At 49.6% G+C, this 16,354-nt stretch carries 18 protein-coding genes and 1 pseudogene; 11 read left to right on the top strand and 8 right to left on the bottom strand.

What is annotated here, in order from left to right; translation table 11 throughout:
* The first annotated feature begins 14 nt into the window (after positions 1-14).
* Together hydA and AC6I8D_RS20560 are read left to right on the top strand one after the other, a co-directional pair.
* Positions 15-1,439, top strand: a complete 1,425-nt coding sequence (gene hydA, locus AC6I8D_RS20565) for a dihydropyrimidinase (protein ID WP_497820785.1) — start codon at positions 15-17, stop codon at positions 1,437-1,439.
* A 9-nt stretch (positions 1,440-1,448) separates the two neighbouring features.
* A complete protein-coding gene (locus AC6I8D_RS20560; protein ID WP_497820784.1) occupies positions 1,449-1,667 on the top strand; it encodes an FmdB family zinc ribbon protein in 219 nt (72 codons plus the stop codon).
* 41 nt (positions 1,668-1,708) lie between these two features.
* Here AC6I8D_RS20560 and AC6I8D_RS20555 read toward each other — a convergent pair whose 3' ends face one another.
* Positions 1,709-2,359 (bottom strand): GntR family transcriptional regulator, encoded by a 651-nt coding sequence (locus tag AC6I8D_RS20555; RefSeq protein ID WP_497820783.1) that lies wholly within the window; start codon positions 2,357-2,359, stop codon positions 1,709-1,711.
* 175 nt (positions 2,360-2,534) lie between these two features.
* Positions 2,535-2,627: pseudogene (locus AC6I8D_RS20550) on the bottom strand (LysR family transcriptional regulator); the annotation flags it as partial.
* Positions 2,628-2,701: 74 nt separating this feature from the next.
* On the opposite strand from AC6I8D_RS20550, the gene AC6I8D_RS20545 reads away from it, so the two are divergent.
* The 3 genes from AC6I8D_RS20545 (at position 2,702) to AC6I8D_RS20535 (ending at position 6,847) form a co-directional block, all read left to right on the top strand.
* Positions 2,702-3,870, top strand: a protein-coding gene (locus AC6I8D_RS20545; protein ID WP_497820782.1) for an IS3 family transposase whose coding sequence is annotated in 2 segments (ribosomal slippage) — positions 2,702-2,951 and positions 2,951-3,870 — 1,170 coding nt in all. Because the reading frame shifts where the segments join, the coding sequence is not laid out codon by codon here.
* Between the two features lie 967 nt (positions 3,871-4,837).
* Positions 4,838-5,101, top strand: coding sequence for a hypothetical protein (locus AC6I8D_RS20540; protein WP_497820781.1), 264 nt, complete (start codon positions 4,838-4,840; stop codon positions 5,099-5,101).
* A gap of 360 nt (positions 5,102-5,461) precedes the next feature.
* Positions 5,462-6,847 carry a hypothetical protein gene (locus AC6I8D_RS20535; protein WP_497820780.1) on the top strand — a complete coding sequence of 462 codons (1,386 nt, stop codon included), beginning with the start codon at positions 5,462-5,464 and terminating at the stop codon, positions 6,845-6,847.
* Between the two features lie 183 nt (positions 6,848-7,030).
* On the opposite strand, the gene AC6I8D_RS20530 is transcribed toward AC6I8D_RS20535, so the two are convergent.
* The 3 genes from AC6I8D_RS20530 to AC6I8D_RS20520 all read right to left on the bottom strand — a co-directional run bounded on the left by AC6I8D_RS20530 (position 7,031) and on the right by AC6I8D_RS20520 (position 9,551).
* On the bottom strand, positions 7,031-7,504 hold the full coding sequence (locus tag AC6I8D_RS20530; RefSeq protein ID WP_497820779.1) for an NUDIX hydrolase: 474 nt from the start codon (positions 7,502-7,504) through the stop codon (positions 7,031-7,033).
* A 424-nt stretch (positions 7,505-7,928) separates the two neighbouring features.
* Entirely contained in the window at positions 7,929-8,306 is a 378-nt protein-coding gene (locus AC6I8D_RS20525; protein ID WP_497820778.1) for an Ltp family lipoprotein, read from the bottom strand.
* A gap of 498 nt (positions 8,307-8,804) precedes the next feature.
* A complete protein-coding gene (locus tag AC6I8D_RS20520) occupies positions 8,805-9,551 on the bottom strand; it encodes an SDR family NAD(P)-dependent oxidoreductase (protein WP_497820777.1) in 747 nt (248 codons plus the stop codon).
* 137 nt (positions 9,552-9,688) lie between these two features.
* Here AC6I8D_RS20520 and AC6I8D_RS20515 point away from each other — a divergent pair, with 137 nt between their 5' ends.
* Both AC6I8D_RS20515 and AC6I8D_RS20510 read left to right on the top strand, forming a co-directional pair.
* Positions 9,689-10,288, top strand: a complete 600-nt coding sequence (locus AC6I8D_RS20515) for a TetR/AcrR family transcriptional regulator (protein ID WP_497820776.1) — start codon at positions 9,689-9,691, stop codon at positions 10,286-10,288.
* 16 nt (positions 10,289-10,304) lie between these two features.
* Positions 10,305-10,697 (top strand): VOC family protein, encoded by a 393-nt coding sequence (locus AC6I8D_RS20510; protein ID WP_497820775.1) that lies wholly within the window; start codon positions 10,305-10,307, stop codon positions 10,695-10,697.
* Positions 10,698-10,838: 141 nt separating this feature from the next.
* On the opposite strand, the gene AC6I8D_RS20505 is transcribed toward AC6I8D_RS20510, so the two are convergent.
* On the bottom strand, positions 10,839-11,789 hold the full coding sequence (locus tag AC6I8D_RS20505) for an AraC family transcriptional regulator (protein WP_497820774.1): 951 nt from the start codon (positions 11,787-11,789) through the stop codon (positions 10,839-10,841).
* A gap of 95 nt (positions 11,790-11,884) precedes the next feature.
* On the opposite strand from AC6I8D_RS20505, the gene AC6I8D_RS20500 reads away from it, so the two are divergent.
* The 4 genes from AC6I8D_RS20500 to AC6I8D_RS20485 all read left to right on the top strand — a co-directional run bounded on the left by AC6I8D_RS20500 (position 11,885) and on the right by AC6I8D_RS20485 (position 15,002).
* Entirely contained in the window at positions 11,885-12,628 is a 744-nt protein-coding gene (locus tag AC6I8D_RS20500; RefSeq protein WP_497820773.1) for an SDR family NAD(P)-dependent oxidoreductase, read from the top strand.
* Between the two features lie 17 nt (positions 12,629-12,645).
* Complete coding sequence (locus AC6I8D_RS20495) at positions 12,646-13,050, top strand: VOC family protein (protein ID WP_497820772.1); 405 nt, start codon at positions 12,646-12,648, stop codon at positions 13,048-13,050.
* Complete coding sequence (locus AC6I8D_RS20490; RefSeq protein WP_497820771.1) at positions 13,047-14,030, top strand: saccharopine dehydrogenase family protein; 984 nt, start codon at positions 13,047-13,049, stop codon at positions 14,028-14,030. The genes AC6I8D_RS20495 and AC6I8D_RS20490 overlap by 4 nt, the downstream gene beginning before the upstream one ends.
* A gap of 186 nt (positions 14,031-14,216) precedes the next feature.
* Entirely contained in the window at positions 14,217-15,002 is a 786-nt protein-coding gene (locus AC6I8D_RS20485) for an EamA family transporter (protein ID WP_497820770.1), read from the top strand.
* Between the two features lie 97 nt (positions 15,003-15,099).
* Here the strand turns inward: AC6I8D_RS20485 and AC6I8D_RS20480 are convergent, their stop codons facing one another.
* Complete coding sequence (locus AC6I8D_RS20480; RefSeq protein ID WP_497820769.1) at positions 15,100-15,822, bottom strand: SDR family oxidoreductase; 723 nt, start codon at positions 15,820-15,822, stop codon at positions 15,100-15,102.
* Positions 15,788-16,318 (bottom strand): nuclear transport factor 2 family protein, encoded by a 531-nt coding sequence (locus tag AC6I8D_RS20475; protein ID WP_497820768.1) that lies wholly within the window; start codon positions 16,316-16,318, stop codon positions 15,788-15,790. The genes AC6I8D_RS20480 and AC6I8D_RS20475 overlap by 35 nt, the downstream gene beginning before the upstream one ends.
* Between the last annotated feature and the right edge of the window lie 36 nt (positions 16,319-16,354).

The raw sequence follows: 16,354 nt of genomic DNA, 5'->3' as shown, positions 1-16,354 counted from the left end.
AAGCGGAGAAATACATGACCAGCACTCTGATTCGCGGTGGGCGGATAATCACGGCAGTGGATGACTATCACGCCGATATTCTCGTCGAAAATGAAAAGATCGTCAGTATTGGCCTGAACCTGCAACCTGTTGCAGCCTGCCAAATCATTGAAGCAGCCGGCATGATGCTGTTCCCGGGCGGCGTTGACTGCCATACCCACATGGAAAACACGTTCGGCCCCTCGGTGACAGCCGATAATTTCAAATCTGGGACTCGTTCAGCCGCCTATGGGGGCACGACGACCATTATCGATTTCGCTCTACAGGAGCATGGCACCAGCCCTTTACAAGCAATTGAACGTGCGCAGGCGAAAGCAGATAACGTCGCCAGCATTGATTATGGTTTCCACGTCATTATTACTGAGGTGGATAAGCAGGTATTGGAGGATATGCGCTATGCCATTCGTCATGAGGGCGTCTCCAGCTTCAAAATGTTTATGGCATATCCAGGTACGGTGATGTCCGACGACGCCGCTATCTTCCAGGCTATGCGTCTGGTCGGTCAGCATGGCGGAATGGTGGCGCTGCATGCTGAAAACGGCACCATCGTGGAGTTACTTATTCAGGAAGCACTGGCGCAGGGACACACCTCCCCACGTCATCATGCCCTCACGCGCCCCGCTCTGCTGGAAGGGGAAGCTACACATCGAGGGATCAAGCTGGCAGAGCTGGCTGAAGCGCCGGTCTATTTTGTTCACCTTTCAGCCAAGGAAGCGTTGAAGCATGTGGTGGAAGCGCGTGACCTGGGTATCCCGGTCTTTGCGGAAACATGCCCGCATTACTTATTCTTTGATGAATCATCCTATGCTGACAGTGATGAAGCCGACAGCTTTGACGGGGCACGCTTTGTTATGAGCCCCCCATTGCGTTCAAAAGAAGCGCAAAATGCACTGTGGACGGCACTGAAGACCGATGATCTCCAGCTGATTTCTACCGATCACTGTCCGTATTGTATGAAAGAGGGGCACTTAGGAAAAATTAATCAGAAGCCGCTGGGCGCGAATAATTTCTCTAAAATTCCCAATGGCGTGCCTGGTGTTGAAACTCGTATGACCGTTGTGTACGACGGCGGTGTTCGTAGTGGTCGAATCTCGTTAAACCGTTTTGTTGAACTGATGTCCACCGCGCCGGCGAAGCTGTTTGGTCTGTTCCCCCAGAAAGGCACGATTGCCGTGGGAAGTGATGCCGACATCGTTATCTTCGACCCCAATGAAAAACACACTATCAGTGCAGCGACGCAACATAGCGATGTCGACTTCACGTTGTTCGAAGGACATCAGGTGCAGGGTAAAGTGAAAAAAGTGATGTTGCGTGGTGAGCTTTTGGTCAGTGATGAACAATGGGTGGGTAAAACCGGACAGGGCCGCTTTATAGCGCGCGGTGAAGTGGGTAAGTGGTAGGAGAATACGATGCCTTATTATGACTATCTCTGTACAGACTGCGGCACATTTGAACTGTGCCGTTCAGTTGCTGTGCGTGATGAACCAGCGCCCTGCCCGATCTGCCAAAAGAACGCCGATCGCAAGCCCAGCTTTCAGTCGGTGTTGTTGCGCAGTAAACCCGGGGCCCAGGTGCGTAACCCGTTACATGTTGAGGGTTGTCCCTGCTGCCCCGGGCAGATCAAATAACAGGTAATGAAGGGTATGCCTTGCGGCATACCCTTCCGTATTTAATTGCCTCCAGTCAGTCTTTTCATCACGAAAGCCGACAGGTTTCGGAGGTGCGTCCTTACAGCCTGGCTGGCCAGCGAGGGATCACCACTTTTCCAGGCATTAAGAATCGCGAGATGCTCTTCACGGTCTTCTTCGATGCGGTTAAAAGGCGTGATCAGTTCAAACATCCGGCTCTGAGTGCGGGCCTGCTCAATCATTCGAGCCAGTACCTCATTGCCTGAATGCTGAGCGAACAGTGTATGAACCTTATCGTCAACACTCCAGTAAGCTTGTTCAGGCTGGGCCGCCGCAAGCGATTGAACCTGATGGATAAGCTGTTCAATTAGACTTGAGTCAATCTTGCTGATGGACAGCGTGATAGCTTCAGTTTCCAGTAACTCACGTACCTTCATAGTCTGAAAATATTCCTGTGCGCTGATAAAGCGAACGGAATAAGAACGACCGCTACCCCGGACAAGTAAACCTTCACCTTCAAGTCTCAGGAGTGCTTCTCTCAAAGGAGTACGTGAAATGTTGAGTTCTTCAACGAGTCTTCCCTCCACCACTGCACCGCCACTACGAAGGGTTTTTTCGAGGATCATTCGTCGCAACGTTTGATAGGCCAGTTCGCCTAACTTATCTGCGGAGGTTTGTTTGACTGCGGTCACGTAACTCTCATTGATGATGAAGGATTTTAGTGAAAGTATACATTACATATACGAAAGGAAAAGTATAAAAATTTGAGAATTAACATTACGACTAATCAATCTTTTTAGGGCAATTAACGCCAACAAAGCTGGTAACAAAGGGCTTTACCCCGAATGTTAAACCATGTGCATTGCAATGCAGTTGGAAAGTGTCAGCGGCTTTAGTGAAACTTCGCAGCTCGACAACTTGTACGAAAATACCCATTAACTCAAGCATGTTAGAGCGCATAGTGTAGTGGTTTACTGAATTTGGCCACCTGAACAGAGGTGATATGCTCACCTCAGAACAACACAGGTGCTCCAATGAAAAGAAGAAATTTTAGTCCTGAATTCAAACGCGAATCCGCTCAGCTGGTTGTCGACCAAAACTACACCGTCTCTGATGCCGCTAAGGCTATGGATGTAGGTCTTTCCACGATGACGAAATGGGTCAAACAACTGCGTGATGAGCGTCAGGGCAAAACGCCAAAAGCCTCCCCGACAACGCCGGAACAAATCGAAATACGTGAACTCAGGAAGAAGATGCAACATATTGAAATGGAAAACGAAATATTAAAAAAGGCTACCGCGCTCTTGATGTCAGACTCCCTGAACAGTTCTCGATAATCGTGAAACTCAGGGCGCGTTATCCTGTGGCCACACTCTGCCATGTGTTCGGGGTTCATCGCAGCAGCTACAAATACTGGAAAAACCGTCCTGAAAAGCCGGACGGCAGACGGGCTGTATTACGCAGTCAGGTACTTGAGCTGCATGGCATCAGCCACGGTTCGGCCGGAGCAAGAAGCATCGCCACAATGGCAACCCAGAGAGGCTACCCGATGGGGCGCTGGCTTGCTGGCAGGCTCATGAAAGAGCTGGGACCGGTGAGTTGCCAGCAGCCAACTCACCAGTATAAGCGTGGCGGTCATGAGCACGTTGCTATCCCGAATCATCTTGAGCGACAGTTCGCCGTAACGGAGCCCAACCAGGTGTGGTGCGGTGATGTGACCTATATCTGGACAGGTAAACGCTGGGCGTACCTCGCCGTTGTTCTCGACCTGTTCGCAAGAAAACCAGTGGGCTGGGCAATGTCGTTCTCGCCGGACAGCAGACTCACCATGAAAGCGCTGGAAATGGCATGGGAAACTCGCGGTAAGCCCGTCGGGGTGATGTTCCACAGCGACCAGGGTCGTCATTATACAAGCAGGCAGTTCCGGCAGTTACTGTGGCGATACAGGATCAGACAGAGTATGAGCCGGCGCGGAAAATGCTGGGATAACAGCCCGATGGAACGCTTCTTCAGAAGCCTGAAGAACGAATGTGTGCCGGTGACGGGTTACTTAAGCTTCAGCGATGCAGCTCACGCCATAACGGACTATATCGTTGGATATTACAGTGCACTAAGACCGCACGACTATAATGGTGGGTTACCACCAAATGAATCGGAAACCCGATACTGGAAAAACTCTAACTCGGTGGCCAGTTTTTGTTGACCACTACATCACGTTGTACGTACCGTTGTCTGGCGAAGCATGAACTCACGGTCATAGGGTACCGGCATATTGCGCAGGCAGCTCCATGCGGCATCCTCTGAACCTGATCTCGTTGAGTGAATATGAACTTATTTGAGCCACACTTTTGGCAACAAAAACACAAAGTACACATGCCATTTACCTTGAAAAAGCAGGAAATCAGTACTTAAACTGCCTATGAATCTAATCAGTTAATTATTTTAAAACTTGATCAGCATCAAATTAGAAGTAATTTCAATACCGAATCGTTTCGATAGAATATTTCTTATTAAATTTAACCATTTTGGGTTATAGTCAGCTTCCTTCAGAGCAATTTCTGTTTAGTTCCGCCACATTATTTTTGCAAAAAAAAATCACATCCCCCTCTCCCAGTGTTATAAGTTTTATGGGATGAAATATTTCAGTTATATAAATAATATGGTTACTCAGTCTACTTAAGAGGGAATAGCTTATGTCGAGGTATGCAACACCCAGTGAGTCTGAAGCTGCCAGACGACGCAGATATAAGGTTTCTGTAAATGGTATGGAGTTTCCCAGTGCACGCCAGGCTTTTGATAAACTAGAAATAAAATGCAAACCATTTTCTCATATCAAATTTCGGGCGGACGCTATAGCGAATTCGAAGGGCTCACAAGATCCTTTCAACAGTGCCTTTGTTGACGAAGACGGAGTTACATACATTTTCACATTCCAGATGAAGTAGCTTATGTCACACAATCCAGCAGCACGCAGCAGAAAAATCGTTGCAGGGTTAACGTGGATTTAGACCCGTCAGGATAGCGTATGAATATGCCGGTTATCTCCATGGGGTGGAGATGCAGCAGCCGGAAGCACTGGAGCCTTACTTCCGTGACTGATCGCAGTATTACAGTAATGTTGCGCTGCCTTACTCACACGACACTGACCCGCTTTATCATAAGGAAACCTGGTGATGCTAAGAGTTTCGGTAAGAACAGATCAACATCCAGAGCTGGCTCTTGATGCGAAAATTACTGCAGGAACCCGCATGGGGCGGTTAACGATCGTAAAAAACGATGAGCTTAAAGTATTCCGCTGTAAAGAGGCTGATATCCTTTTCGCAGGGTTAGGTCAAGACCATCACGTTGCATTTAGTATTAATCGTGCTGAATTTGAAACCTATTATTATCAAGCTCGAGATAGTGAAGGATTTATCTTCCATTCTAATCCCTAGCTACGTATCCACCCTTAATCGACCTCGTCCCGGCGGGGAAGCGGAGGGGCCATCTTTGTTATATTCAGACGTCTGCAATGTGCTGTGAGTTCAACGGGTCGATGCAACGCTATCCTTAAATAAAGGGGGACGTTGCCATGAAACGCAGAACTCATAGCCAAGAGCGGACGTTGCGGGACGTCAGATATATAAAAAACTTATGGTCCGCTTGGATAGGATACTTACACAGAATGCGATACAGAGTTTCTATCTCTTTGTGGTAGCAAACTGAGATTTCTGAGGAATAATCCCCTCAATAAGTTGAAAATGACATATCTCGATAATGACTCTATACAACTACCAGTACCAGGAGAGACCGCAATGGATATTGTCAGTCGGGTTGAGCTTTTAAGAACAAAAGCTTTTTATCAGTTGCTTGTGGACAGGCTTGGAACTGAGGCTTGGGCTGCTCGCAAAGCTGCATATTTGAAGCGCATACGAGAGAAGGAGTCTAAGTTCAACATCAATCTGCCGATAGAGCCCCAGCTCTTCTTACCAGCAGAAGATGACATCGACTGGTACATTCTGACCTCGTATCTGTCTCATGATTTTCCATATAGTGATGCTACTTACAGCAGCAGGCGGATTTACCCCTATGCTATGGCCATAGGTGCTGTTGCAGACCAGCTTCGCAAAGTCCCATACGTCGATGATGTTCTGGACAAAATGCTAGCAAATAACAACAAACCAGAAACTCAAATTTTTGAGCTGTTGACGGCATCGTTCTACCTAAAGAACGGCTATGAGGTTGTCTTCATCCCGGAAAATAGCATTGTCTGGCCCGATGGAAAGACCAAAAAATCACCGGATATGCTCGTCAAGTTAGGTGATCTGGAGTTCTACGTTGAGTGCAAAAGGTCGGATAAGCAAAACAAGTACTCCAAGACCGAAGAGCAAGGCTGGGCCAAGATCTGGCATGAATTGAGCCAACATATGCTCAAAGTCGCACCGTGGAACATTGTGGATATAATTTTCCATGAGCAGGTCGCCAGTGTGACTCCGGCAGACGTTATTAAAGCGGTGAATCTAGCCATTAAAGGGGGGACGGGAAAAGCTAATGTGAGTTCAATCAGTGTGGGAATAAGAGCCATCGACAAATTAGGACTCAAACGTCACTACCGAAAATTTTCAGTCAGAGCCAATAGCCCACAGCATGAATTGCTGGTATTTGGGGGCCTGGATAGCAATGAGAAACGAAGTATCTCGACTATCGCTCAGCGAGTTATTCGTCCTGGCACCAATAACGACATTCTCAACTTTTTTGTAAAGGATGTTGCAAAGTGCGTTGGAGCTCAGTGGCGCTGCGATCATGAGATTTCTCTCGGCCTCAGATCCAAACATTTCAAGAGCTTGCTCAATGATGGAGTTATGCAGATTCCCCCTGATCGTGCTGGCGTAGTGCACATTTGGTATGAGACTTGCGAAGGCATAGATATCGAAGAACTACGTAGGGATAAAAACATGGAGAATATCTCGGCCTACGATGCCTCTAAAACAACCGTGTTGGGTGCTTTCCTGCATGCCGTGAATTATTATCCCTTAGAGGAAAACTATGAGTGGGCTGAGACCGTGCAAGACTTTGGCCGCGTGCCGCATTTGATGGGGCTCTTCCCTAGACAGTCATTGATGCTTGCATCTGACTCGACGCGTGGGGTCGAAGGTGTCACACATTGGGAGCAAGATAAGGCCGCAAAAATCACGCGTTGAACGTGGCTGGAGTAGGGCGATACTGGGAACATAACTCTTCACCGCGTTTCATGACCTGCTCCCGCTGATTAACACACGTTATCGTTGGGTGGAAAGAACAATTTCCTACGTCCGCTCCTCGCTCTTAGCAGACCTTGCCCCTCGCAAAAGTCTGCTCTGTGCCAGAAGCGGACGTTCAAGATATCATGACGCAGTTAACGTCGAAGATCCGGCTGACTTGCTTTCAAGTATGTTAATGATTAAGTCGCGTGGAAAAATTGTCTCATTAGTGTGCATTAGCTCTTCTATTGTCCACCAATGATGATCGCGAATGACTTTCTTTTCATTGCTACTCCATCCTGAACGATCGAGATCTACTGTATTTGCATTAATCATAAAGAAACGCTCATCAGCAAGTACTGTCTCCCCACTTGGTAGCATCATTTTGAAGGTTCGGGACGCTATTTCTGGTCCTGTTAATGTTCCTTTCAATCCCGTTTCTTCAAATAATTCGCGTATAGCGGCCTGCTCGAAAGATTCATTTTTTTCAAGCCCTCCTCCCGGAGTTGCCCAGTATGTTTTTCCCCTCAGAGCATCATCTTTATGACAGAACCTAAAGAGCAGGACATGATTTTCAGGCGAAAGAATGATCAATCGAGATGATGGTCGAATGCGCACATATCCCCCTTAAAAAAGCTTGAATACTGATTATCAATATTTATATAAACATAAATTGCAGCCTGAATCGCCCTATAGGTCTGTAATTTCTTACAGCTTTAATCTCACTCAACGTCCGCTTTTCCTCAAGGCGGACTAAGTGCACCATACTTCCTGTTGCTCTCACTCACCCCGAAACCCCTCCGGAATTTCATAGGGCGCATCAGCTATCGCGTTCACGTAGCGCGGTGGCGCCCTTCTCACCTTAAACTTTCGCACGACCGCCAGACGCTGAGCCAGTTTCAGATCCCACTGCGCCTGAATGCCTAAAGGGCCTGCACCAGACCGCTTTGTGCCAGAAGCGAACGTTGCTAACATCGGTATGTACTAATCTGCGGGGAGCAGTTCAGTTCGAGTGTAACCATCACTTAAACCACATCGTTTTTTAGCAGCCACCTGCCTGTTTTGCCCCGTATGTTGCTTGGTCTACGGTGTATTTATCTCCGGCACTTGAGGAAAGTTGCTTAATGAGGCCTTTGCATGAGAAGCCCGTCATACTGAGATACTCCTTCGCAGATTTCACCGCCTCCTGGTTCCAATCAATATTCAGGCTGTCCACTGCTACCGTAGCGTCAGAAATATCGTAACCATCCCCTGCATCCGATGAGAGTTGATGAATAAGTCCGTCCCGTGAAAAGCCCGTCATACTGAGATACTGCTTCGCAGATCTAACGGCATTATTTTGAGGTCCAGTTAAATCTCCCGCCCATGTGGGCGCTGCGACAAACAAAGCTGCAGTGAGTACTGTCTTCAAAAAACTCATTTTAACACCCCATTAGTTTATCCGATTGGGCTTGTTGCTATTCGACGGCTTCGACATTCTGGGCAGTAATCTGGCGTTCCATATCCAGTACGACTTATCCATTCATGTTTTCAATCCAAGCACTTAGCCCGGTAAAGAGTCGTTGCCATTGAAGACTCCGTTGATTTAAAAAAAGTTTGTAAAGTGCACTGTGTTTATCGGCAAGATAGATATGAACTTGAGTCGATTGAAATGTTATGTTTAATGTGGCAGGACTTCCCTGTAGCTTTCATTTTGACGTCAGCTTTTCGCTCATAGTGGACAATCAGTACAACCCAGTTAGATACATGCCCTTTGGTTAAGAAACAGGTTGAAGGTTAAGAGAGTATCTCCTTTCTTTAAGAGATAGTGTTGCGTCGACCCATTGAACTCACAGCCATAAGAGGACATCTGTGTTCCGGGCCAACACAACAGGTGAGCGAGAGTAATTTTGTGTTAAATGAACGTACCTATCCTCTGTCAGGTCTGAGAGGCGCCCCCGTCAGCAAACAGCTCTATACCATTCACATAACTTGCGGCATCACTGGCCAGGAAAGAAACAACAGAGGCAATTTCTTCCGGCTCTCCGATACGCCCCAGCGGACTTTTAGCGGTGAGGAAGGCGATCCCCTCTTCGGCATTATCACCAAATGCGGCTCTGAGCGACTCTGTATTCACAGGACCCGGACTGACGATGTTTATGCGTATATCCGTTCCATGCAGCTCTGTAATCCAGCTTCTCACCATGTTTCTCACAGCGGCTTTAGTCGCACCATAAATGCTCATGGTTGGACCCGGGTCTACTGATGCCGTCGAACCAATGATAATCACGCTTGAACCCTTCCCAAGCAGGGGCAAAGCCTGCTGGACAGTCATCACAACACCTTTAACATTGGTAGCGAACTGGTCGTGGATCTGTTTTTCAGTGATTTCACCAAGCGGAGCATGGACCCCACCGCCGGCATTAGCGACAAGAATATCAATGTGGCCAAATTCCGCTTCAACCTGTTCATAAAGCGCATTAATACTAACCATGCTGCTGACATCAGCAACAATACCTTTTACATTTTTCCCCAGAGCCTTTACCGCCTCCTGAAGGGTTTCTGCATTCCGGCCAGTGATAATGACATCTGCGCCTTCATCGCTCATGCTTTTCGCTATAGCCAGTCCAATGCCGCTCCCGCCACCAGTGATAACGGCCACCTTTCTCTTAAACAACTGATTCATAATTGCACCATATGTTTGTTTGTAGTGGTCACTATATTTAAACCTGAACAGGCTGTCACTAACTTCTTGTAGCGATCACTATAAGAAAGTTTTAAGATGGCATTCAGAAACACTTCTGATGCAGCGGAAAAAAACCTATGAGCGATACCGAAAAAACAATAAAAGCACCCAGGCGGGTGCTTGACAGAGAGTCCGGCGTGCAGACGGCTAAAGCGCTGTTTCATCAGCGTGGTTATGATGCTGTAGGTATCACGGAACTGACAAAGACGCTGAATATAAATCCTCCCAGCCTTTACGCCGCTTACGGTAGTAAAGCAGGGCTGTTTGAACGCTGCCTGGATCTCTATGTTGCAGAAGGAAACCTGCCAGCTGACAAAATTCTGACTCCGGGCAGGCCGCTGAATGAGGCGGTTGCAGATCTTTTTATGACTGCTGCACGTTTATACGCCCGATCCCCGGTCCAGCGAGGCTGTCTTGTGGCTGAAGGTATGCGTGCCAATGATCCGCAGGCCCGGGAGCTGGCAGGTCGCTATGGTAAGGCAGGAATTCAGTTCATCAGAAATTATATCCGGCAGTATGAACCAGCACGGGACCGCGAGCTTTCTGATTATGTCGTGACAACGCTGCGAGGCTTTTCTGCAGCCGCAGTAACGGGATTATCAAAAGCCAGGTTGACTGCCGTGGCTCAGCTGGCCGGTCAGGCATTCAGCGCTCTCCTGACGCCAAAAAATGTTTAACCAGGAGGTAAAAGTTATGTCTGTTATCGATCATGTTGAAATTGCTGTAAAAAATGCTCTGGTATCGCTCAAATTCTTTGAAGCAGCCCTCGCCCCGCTGGGGTTCAGCCTGATCATTTCTGTGCCTCCGGAGCGTACTTTAACGGGTGGTGCCCGGCACGGGCTGGGCCCGGAGGGATACCCGAGGCTCTGGCTTCATGATAAAGACATAACAGGCGCTTCAACACATCTGGCTTTTGCTGCCAGTGAGCGGGCCATAGTCGACGAATTCTGGCGTGCAGCTCTACAGGCAGGCGGTAGAGACAATGGCGCGCCGGGAATTCGCGATCATTATCATTCACACTACTATGCGGCTTTCATCCTTGATCCTGACGGTAATAACATCGAAGTCGTCTGTCAGAAAGAATGAGTAAGAGTGCCGGCCGTCACTTTGCGAAATTGAACCACGTCTGAGTTACTGCCTGTTGGGTTTTCCCTGGCGGCTATCCACGGAGTGAAATATCGTGAGGTGAGTTATTGCTTCGTTGCGGCAGCAAAATTCACTGCCGCATTAAACGTGGTGATCCAGAGAGCTTTCCGCATCATCAGCGTCGTTCCGGAGACTTGCAGCGTCTTTTAAAGGAGAGCGGCCAAAGAAACGGGCGTACTCACGATTAAACTGGGGCACGCTGCGATAACCCACCTCCATGGCAACAGACGTGACGCTCTGCTGACGCGCCAGTAATTTGGTTCTGGCATGAAGAAGACGGACGCGCTTCTGATACTGGACCGGACTCATGTTTGTCACAGACTTAAAATGACGATGAAAGGCCGATACGCTCATGGCTTCCTGTCCGGCCAGTGATTCAACCACAAATTCATCAGCAAAATTATGTCTTATCCAGCGAATCGCATTACCTATCCGCGCCAGCATGGTTCCCGGTGAAGCAATATCCCTCAGCATCCAGCCATGTGGGCCTTTAAGAACATGATAAAGGATTTCACGTTCATACACCGGTGCGAGAGCAGGGATATCTTCAGGACTTTTCATCAGGCGAAGCATTCTTACCCAGGCATCTAGCAGTTCTGGCGTGACGGCAGCAACGGAAAAAGCACCCGACTGTGAATCAGCCTTCACGGGAGGTAAATCAGCCAGCAGTGTCGCAATCCGTTCCGGCGTCAGGGTCAGGCTGACCGCGAGATACGGCTCACCGGTGGCCTCGGGATGGACTTCGCCTACGGCTGGCAAATCTACCGACATAACAAAGTAAGAAGCAGGATTGTAATTAAACACCCGGTCTCCCACCGTCATGGATTTACTGCCTCGCAATATGAGATTAACCATCGGCTCATAGACCGCAGCCAGTGCATGTGTGGGAACGTCACCCTGCACCATTGCCACACGGGGGATACCGGTTTCGGTTCGCCAGTTTCGGGCATGAGCGGCCAGAAGACGCAGCTCTTCAAGCAGGGGTTCCAGTATCAAAGTCAGCTTCCTCTGTATGATGATTAAAGCGAGCATAAAGCAGAAAAAGGCAAGAATCGAGCAGGAACGCAGAGGCTGGCCTGTCCGGGAAGTTTTATCCTTTTTCTATCGCAGACAGAAAGGATGAAATAATGAAAATTGTACTGATTACCGGCGGCAGTGGCGGGATCGGCGCCAGCGTGGCGCAGCAGTGCGCGGCTAAAGGGATGGGGGTGATTGTGACTTATAACAGCCATCCTGAATCTGCCCTGAGCGTTGTGAAGGTGATTGAAGCGTCAGGCGGCCGTGCCGTTGCGCTGCATCTGGATGTGGCTTGCACCGAAACCTTCGGCACTTTCCGCAACGCCTTACTGGACATAGTCAGTGTCACCTGGGAATGTGAGCAGATTGACGTGCTGGTAAACAACGCCGGGTTTGGGCTCTTTAACCCGATTGAAACGGTCACGGAGAGTGAGTTCGACAGTCTTTTTGCCGTACACCTGAAGGGCCCTTTTTTCCTGACCCAAAAGCTGCTGCCTCTGATTTGCGATGGAGGACACATCATCAACGTTACCAGCGCCACCACGCGCGTGGCCACAGCAGGTGTTGCGCCCTACGCTGCCTTTAAAGGCGGCCTTGAAGTACTGACCCGCTATATGGCCAAAGAGTTCGGGCCGCGGCGCATCCGGGCAAATGCAGTCTCTCCGGGTGCAATCCGTACGTCGCTTGGCGGAGGACTGAATGATGAATTTGAGTCTCTGCTCGCCTCACAAACCGCGCTGGAACGCGTGGGGGAGCCGGACGATGTCGGCCGGGTTATCGCAGGCCTGGTCTCTGATGACAGCGTCTGGATTAACGCACAATCCATCGAGGTTGCCGGCGGCTACCAAATCTAAATTCTTCCGGAGGTTTTATGCTCGATCATCTGTTCTTAACGGTCAGCGATACAGACCGTTCTGTCCGTTTCTATACGGAAGCGCTTGCCCCTCTCGGCATCACAGTTCGTCATGATTATGACGGAAAAGAAGGGCCGCCCGGCCACCCGGATTTGAAAGGGTTCGGGGCTCAGGGCCGGATCTTTTTCTGGCTACGCGAAGGAACTGTTGCGCCAGCTGCTGTACATGTCGGGTTTGTTGCGCGAAATCAGACAATGGTGAATGAAGCCTATGCTTCAGCCATGCGTGCCGGCGCGTCTGACAATGGCGCACCCGGTGCCCGGCTTCACTACGATCCCCGCTACTACGCCGCCGGCGTTTACGACCCCGATGGATACAGCCTTGAATTTGTTTATAAAGAATGGCAGCACCCTCAACCATGAAAACATTACTGATTTATGGCGCCACCGGTTACACGGGACGCATGATCGCTGCGCAGGCTAAAAGTGCCGGCCTGAATACTATTATTGCCGGCAGAAACAGGCAGCGGCTGGCCGCACTTGCCGGTGAACTTGACGTCAGTATGCGGGTATTTGGCCTGGAGGACGCTGCTGAAACTGCGTTGCAGCTTGCAGGCGTCGGCGTTGTGCTGAACTGCGCCGGTCCGTTTGCCGCTACGGCAGAACCGCTGATGAAAGCCTGTATAGACCTGGGCATTCATTACCTTGATATCACAGCGGAAATTAACGTTTACCGGCTGGCTGAGTCACTGGGAGAAAGAGCGGCGCGGGCCGGGAGTATGCTGCTGCCGGGCGTGGGCTGGGACGTGGTGCCAACCGACTGCCTGGCCGTTCGCCTTGCGCGGCATGTACCGGAACCACGACGGTTGCGTATAGCATTACAGGTGGCCGGAACGATGTCCCGGGGGTCTGCCGTCAGCGCAGGCGAAATAATCGCAGCCGGCCTGCTGGAACGTGTTAACGGTATTCTGATGACGAAAGAGGATGCGCAGCCCGGCTGGTTTGATTTTGGTGAAGGCCCTGTGGCCTGTGCGCCGCTTTCCTTTGGCGATCTGGTGACAGCATGGCATTCAACCGGCATTCCGGATATTGAGATGTTTGTGCATGTGACTGGAGATGCCTTTCCGCAGGGTGATTTGTCCCTGCTTCCTGAAGGGCCCGGGCAGGATGAACGCGATGCAAACCGCGCACGCGCTGTTGCTGAGGTTACCGGGGCTGACGGGAAGATCAACCGGGCTGTGATTGGAACGGTTAACGGATATTCCTATACGCCACTTGCGGCCACAGAGGCTGCAAGGCGTGTCCTGAACGGTGACAGTTTCCCTGGTTTTCAGACGCCGGCGATCGTTTTTGGTAGTGAGTTTGCGCTGAGTATTTCGGGTACGTGGCTCCAGCTCTCCTGACTCTGTTAATAAGGTGCACCGGTCAGCATTGAGCTGGCCGGTGCACCGCATTACGTCACTGCTTTGATTTTGATTCACGGCAGGGGGAAATATGTCTGCACTCACGGGCATCACGCTGGCATTACTGTCGTCAGTACTGTTTTCTGTACTCTGTTATTACAGTGTATTTTTGTATCCGCTGAACGGATGGCAGATAGCCGGATTGCGTGCTTTAACCACTGCATTGTTGCTGATACTGGCGCTGGCTTTTCGAAAAAAGCTAAAGCCTTTCCGGCGCTATTTATTATCAGTGGTAAAAAGTATGTAGCTGCTCGCTGCAACGTGTGTCTGCGCAGCGCTGCCTGGCCTGCAGATAATCATTTTCTGCTGAGCTCCGGTCAACGGGCAAAGCCGGTCACTGGCACTCGGTTACTTTCTGCTTCCTCTGGTCATGGTAATAACCGGCAGAGCCCTATACGGCGAAACGATATCGGGATGGCAGAAAATTGCTGTGCTGCTTGCGGCGTTACGGCTGAAGTGCTAATGGTCCGTTCACTTTCTCTTGTAGCCCTTGTGGTTATGCTGGGATATCCGTCCTATTTAATTATTAAACGTCAGCTTAAAAGCGACGCTTTTTTCAGCGTGATAGCAGAGAATTTATTTCTCATAATATCGGCAGTTGTTCTTCTGATTTATCAGGGGAGCGGAAATGAATGGTTATCCACCGGTGGGTGGCACACAGTCACAGGATTGGGCTTACTGAGTTGTTCTGCATTACTCTGCTTTCTGCTTGCCAGCAGCAGTCTCTCGTTTACGCTGTTTGGCATGCTGTCTTATGTCGAACCTTTATTATTGTCTCTGGTATCACTTTTTCTGCCGGAAGAAAAACTGACACTGTCATCACTGTTAGCATATGTCCCGATATGGCTTGCCGTTCTGGCACTGATGGACGGGTATAGAAAAGTCAAATTTACTGCGTACCGCAGTGGATAATGATAGGACATCGGGCTGACAGTTTGTCGGCTGAGTCAGTAGCTTGTCTGTTTTCCCGACATCCCGGTTATTGTATCAGGTGAACGGACATCCTCTGTTACCAGGGCTGGCGTCCGTGACTGCCGAAGAAACCACCTGTAGGTCCGTCCGGTCCCGTTAACGCCATTTTTATTGCCGTTGCAGCCCCTTCATCCGGTGTCAGAAAGCCGGTGTTGGCATTTAAATCGGTTCGTACATGGCCGGGTTCAACAGCGTTCACTTTGATCCCAAAGGGCTCAAGTTCCTTTGCAAATGAAACCGTCACAGCATTCAGGGCGACCTTCGAAGAGGTATAATCAAGGAGATTAACGCCTGAATATATCGAAGTTGGATCGGTAATCAGCGTCAGAGAACCCACGCCGCTGCTCATCATAACGATCCGGGCCTCTCCAGAAGCTTTAAGCAGCGACAGAAAGGCCTGCGTCACGCGTACCGGGCCAAAGAGATTGACTTCATAAACCGCTTTCATGTCTTTAATACTGACCTGGCTCGGAGGTGTGATGACGTCACTGAGAATGCCCGCATTATTAACAAGAACGTCGAGAGAACCCAGTTCATGCGCAAGTACTGCAGCAGCGTTCTGCACGCTCGCTTCATCTGCAACATCCAGTTCCAGTAGCCTGACGTTAAGACCTTCCTGTCGCAGGATGGCAACTGCTTCTTCACCACGACTGCGATCACGCGCACCCATCCAGACTGACATACCCGTTCTTGCGAGGCCTCTGACTATAGCGAAGCCAATCCCTTTATTGCCCCCGGTAACAAGCGCGGTCTTTTTCATCTCCACTACCCCCCTCAGTCTGTGAACTGTCGAGGGGCGTGCCTACGTGAAACTGAAGTTCGCCCATCAGCCGGGGAACAACGTTGCGCGACGTAAAACGCCACTGACCGTCATGTTTTTCAAAACTGTCGTAATACCGCCCTGTACATATAGGCTGCAATGGAAACCCCTCGAGCTCCTGATGTACAGTGAAATAACTGACGCAAGTGGCTGAACTACCGGATGGGGATACATCTATCAGCACATTAGAAACGTTATGCCACGTCCGGGGAGTTCCATCCTTATGGCGCTGAACGCCACGGTTAAAAAACTGCTCGACCTCTTCACTACCATGTACCGTATCACTGAGAACAGTAAATTCAGCATATTTAAATAACTCGGCGTTCTCTGCAAACTTTCCGTCATCCAGGTTGTGGACGTAAGAAGCAAGTAACCGCTGAATTTTTAATTCATCGAAATAACGTTGTTCATTTTCTGCGTGAACTGAATTAACCATAATTTATTCTCTTCATATCAGGATGGAAATAGATCC

The sequence above is a fragment of the Pantoea sp. X-Soil-MYKO-1785 genome, assembly GCF_059730675.1.
The sequence above is the reverse complement of the archived record's forward strand: the minus strand, read 5'-3'. Positions and strand labels throughout refer to the sequence as shown.

What these genes read in the sequence shown, in the direction of transcription:
- hydA (WP_497820785.1), top strand. Translation starts at nt 15, where the DNA reads ATGACCAGCACTCTGATTCGCGGTGGGCGGATAATCACGGCAGTGGAT.
- AC6I8D_RS20560 (WP_497820784.1), top strand. Translation starts at nt 1,449, where the DNA reads ATGCCTTATTATGACTATCTCTGTACAGACTGCGGCACATTTGAACTG.
- AC6I8D_RS20535 (WP_497820780.1), top strand. Translation starts at nt 5,462, where the DNA reads ATGGATATTGTCAGTCGGGTTGAGCTTTTAAGAACAAAAGCTTTTTAT.
- AC6I8D_RS20525 (WP_497820778.1), bottom strand. Translation starts at nt 8,306, where the DNA reads ATGAGTTTTTTGAAGACAGTACTCACTGCAGCTTTGTTTGTCGCAGCG.
- AC6I8D_RS20520 (WP_497820777.1), bottom strand. Translation starts at nt 9,551, where the DNA reads ATGAATCAGTTGTTTAAGAGAAAGGTGGCCGTTATCACTGGTGGCGGG.
- AC6I8D_RS20515 (WP_497820776.1), top strand. Translation starts at nt 9,689, where the DNA reads ATGAGCGATACCGAAAAAACAATAAAAGCACCCAGGCGGGTGCTTGAC.
- AC6I8D_RS20510 (WP_497820775.1), top strand. Translation starts at nt 10,305, where the DNA reads ATGTCTGTTATCGATCATGTTGAAATTGCTGTAAAAAATGCTCTGGTA.
- AC6I8D_RS20505 (WP_497820774.1), bottom strand. Translation starts at nt 11,789, where the DNA reads ATGCTCGCTTTAATCATCATACAGAGGAAGCTGACTTTGATACTGGAA.
- AC6I8D_RS20500 (WP_497820773.1), top strand. Translation starts at nt 11,885, where the DNA reads ATGAAAATTGTACTGATTACCGGCGGCAGTGGCGGGATCGGCGCCAGC.
- AC6I8D_RS20495 (WP_497820772.1), top strand. Translation starts at nt 12,646, where the DNA reads ATGCTCGATCATCTGTTCTTAACGGTCAGCGATACAGACCGTTCTGTC.
- AC6I8D_RS20490 (WP_497820771.1), top strand. Translation starts at nt 13,047, where the DNA reads ATGAAAACATTACTGATTTATGGCGCCACCGGTTACACGGGACGCATG.
- AC6I8D_RS20485 (WP_497820770.1), top strand. Translation starts at nt 14,217, where the DNA reads ATGGCAGATAGCCGGATTGCGTGCTTTAACCACTGCATTGTTGCTGAT.
- AC6I8D_RS20480 (WP_497820769.1), bottom strand. Translation starts at nt 15,822, where the DNA reads ATGAAAAAGACCGCGCTTGTTACCGGGGGCAATAAAGGGATTGGCTTC.
- AC6I8D_RS20475 (WP_497820768.1), bottom strand. Translation starts at nt 16,318, where the DNA reads ATGGTTAATTCAGTTCACGCAGAAAATGAACAACGTTATTTCGATGAA.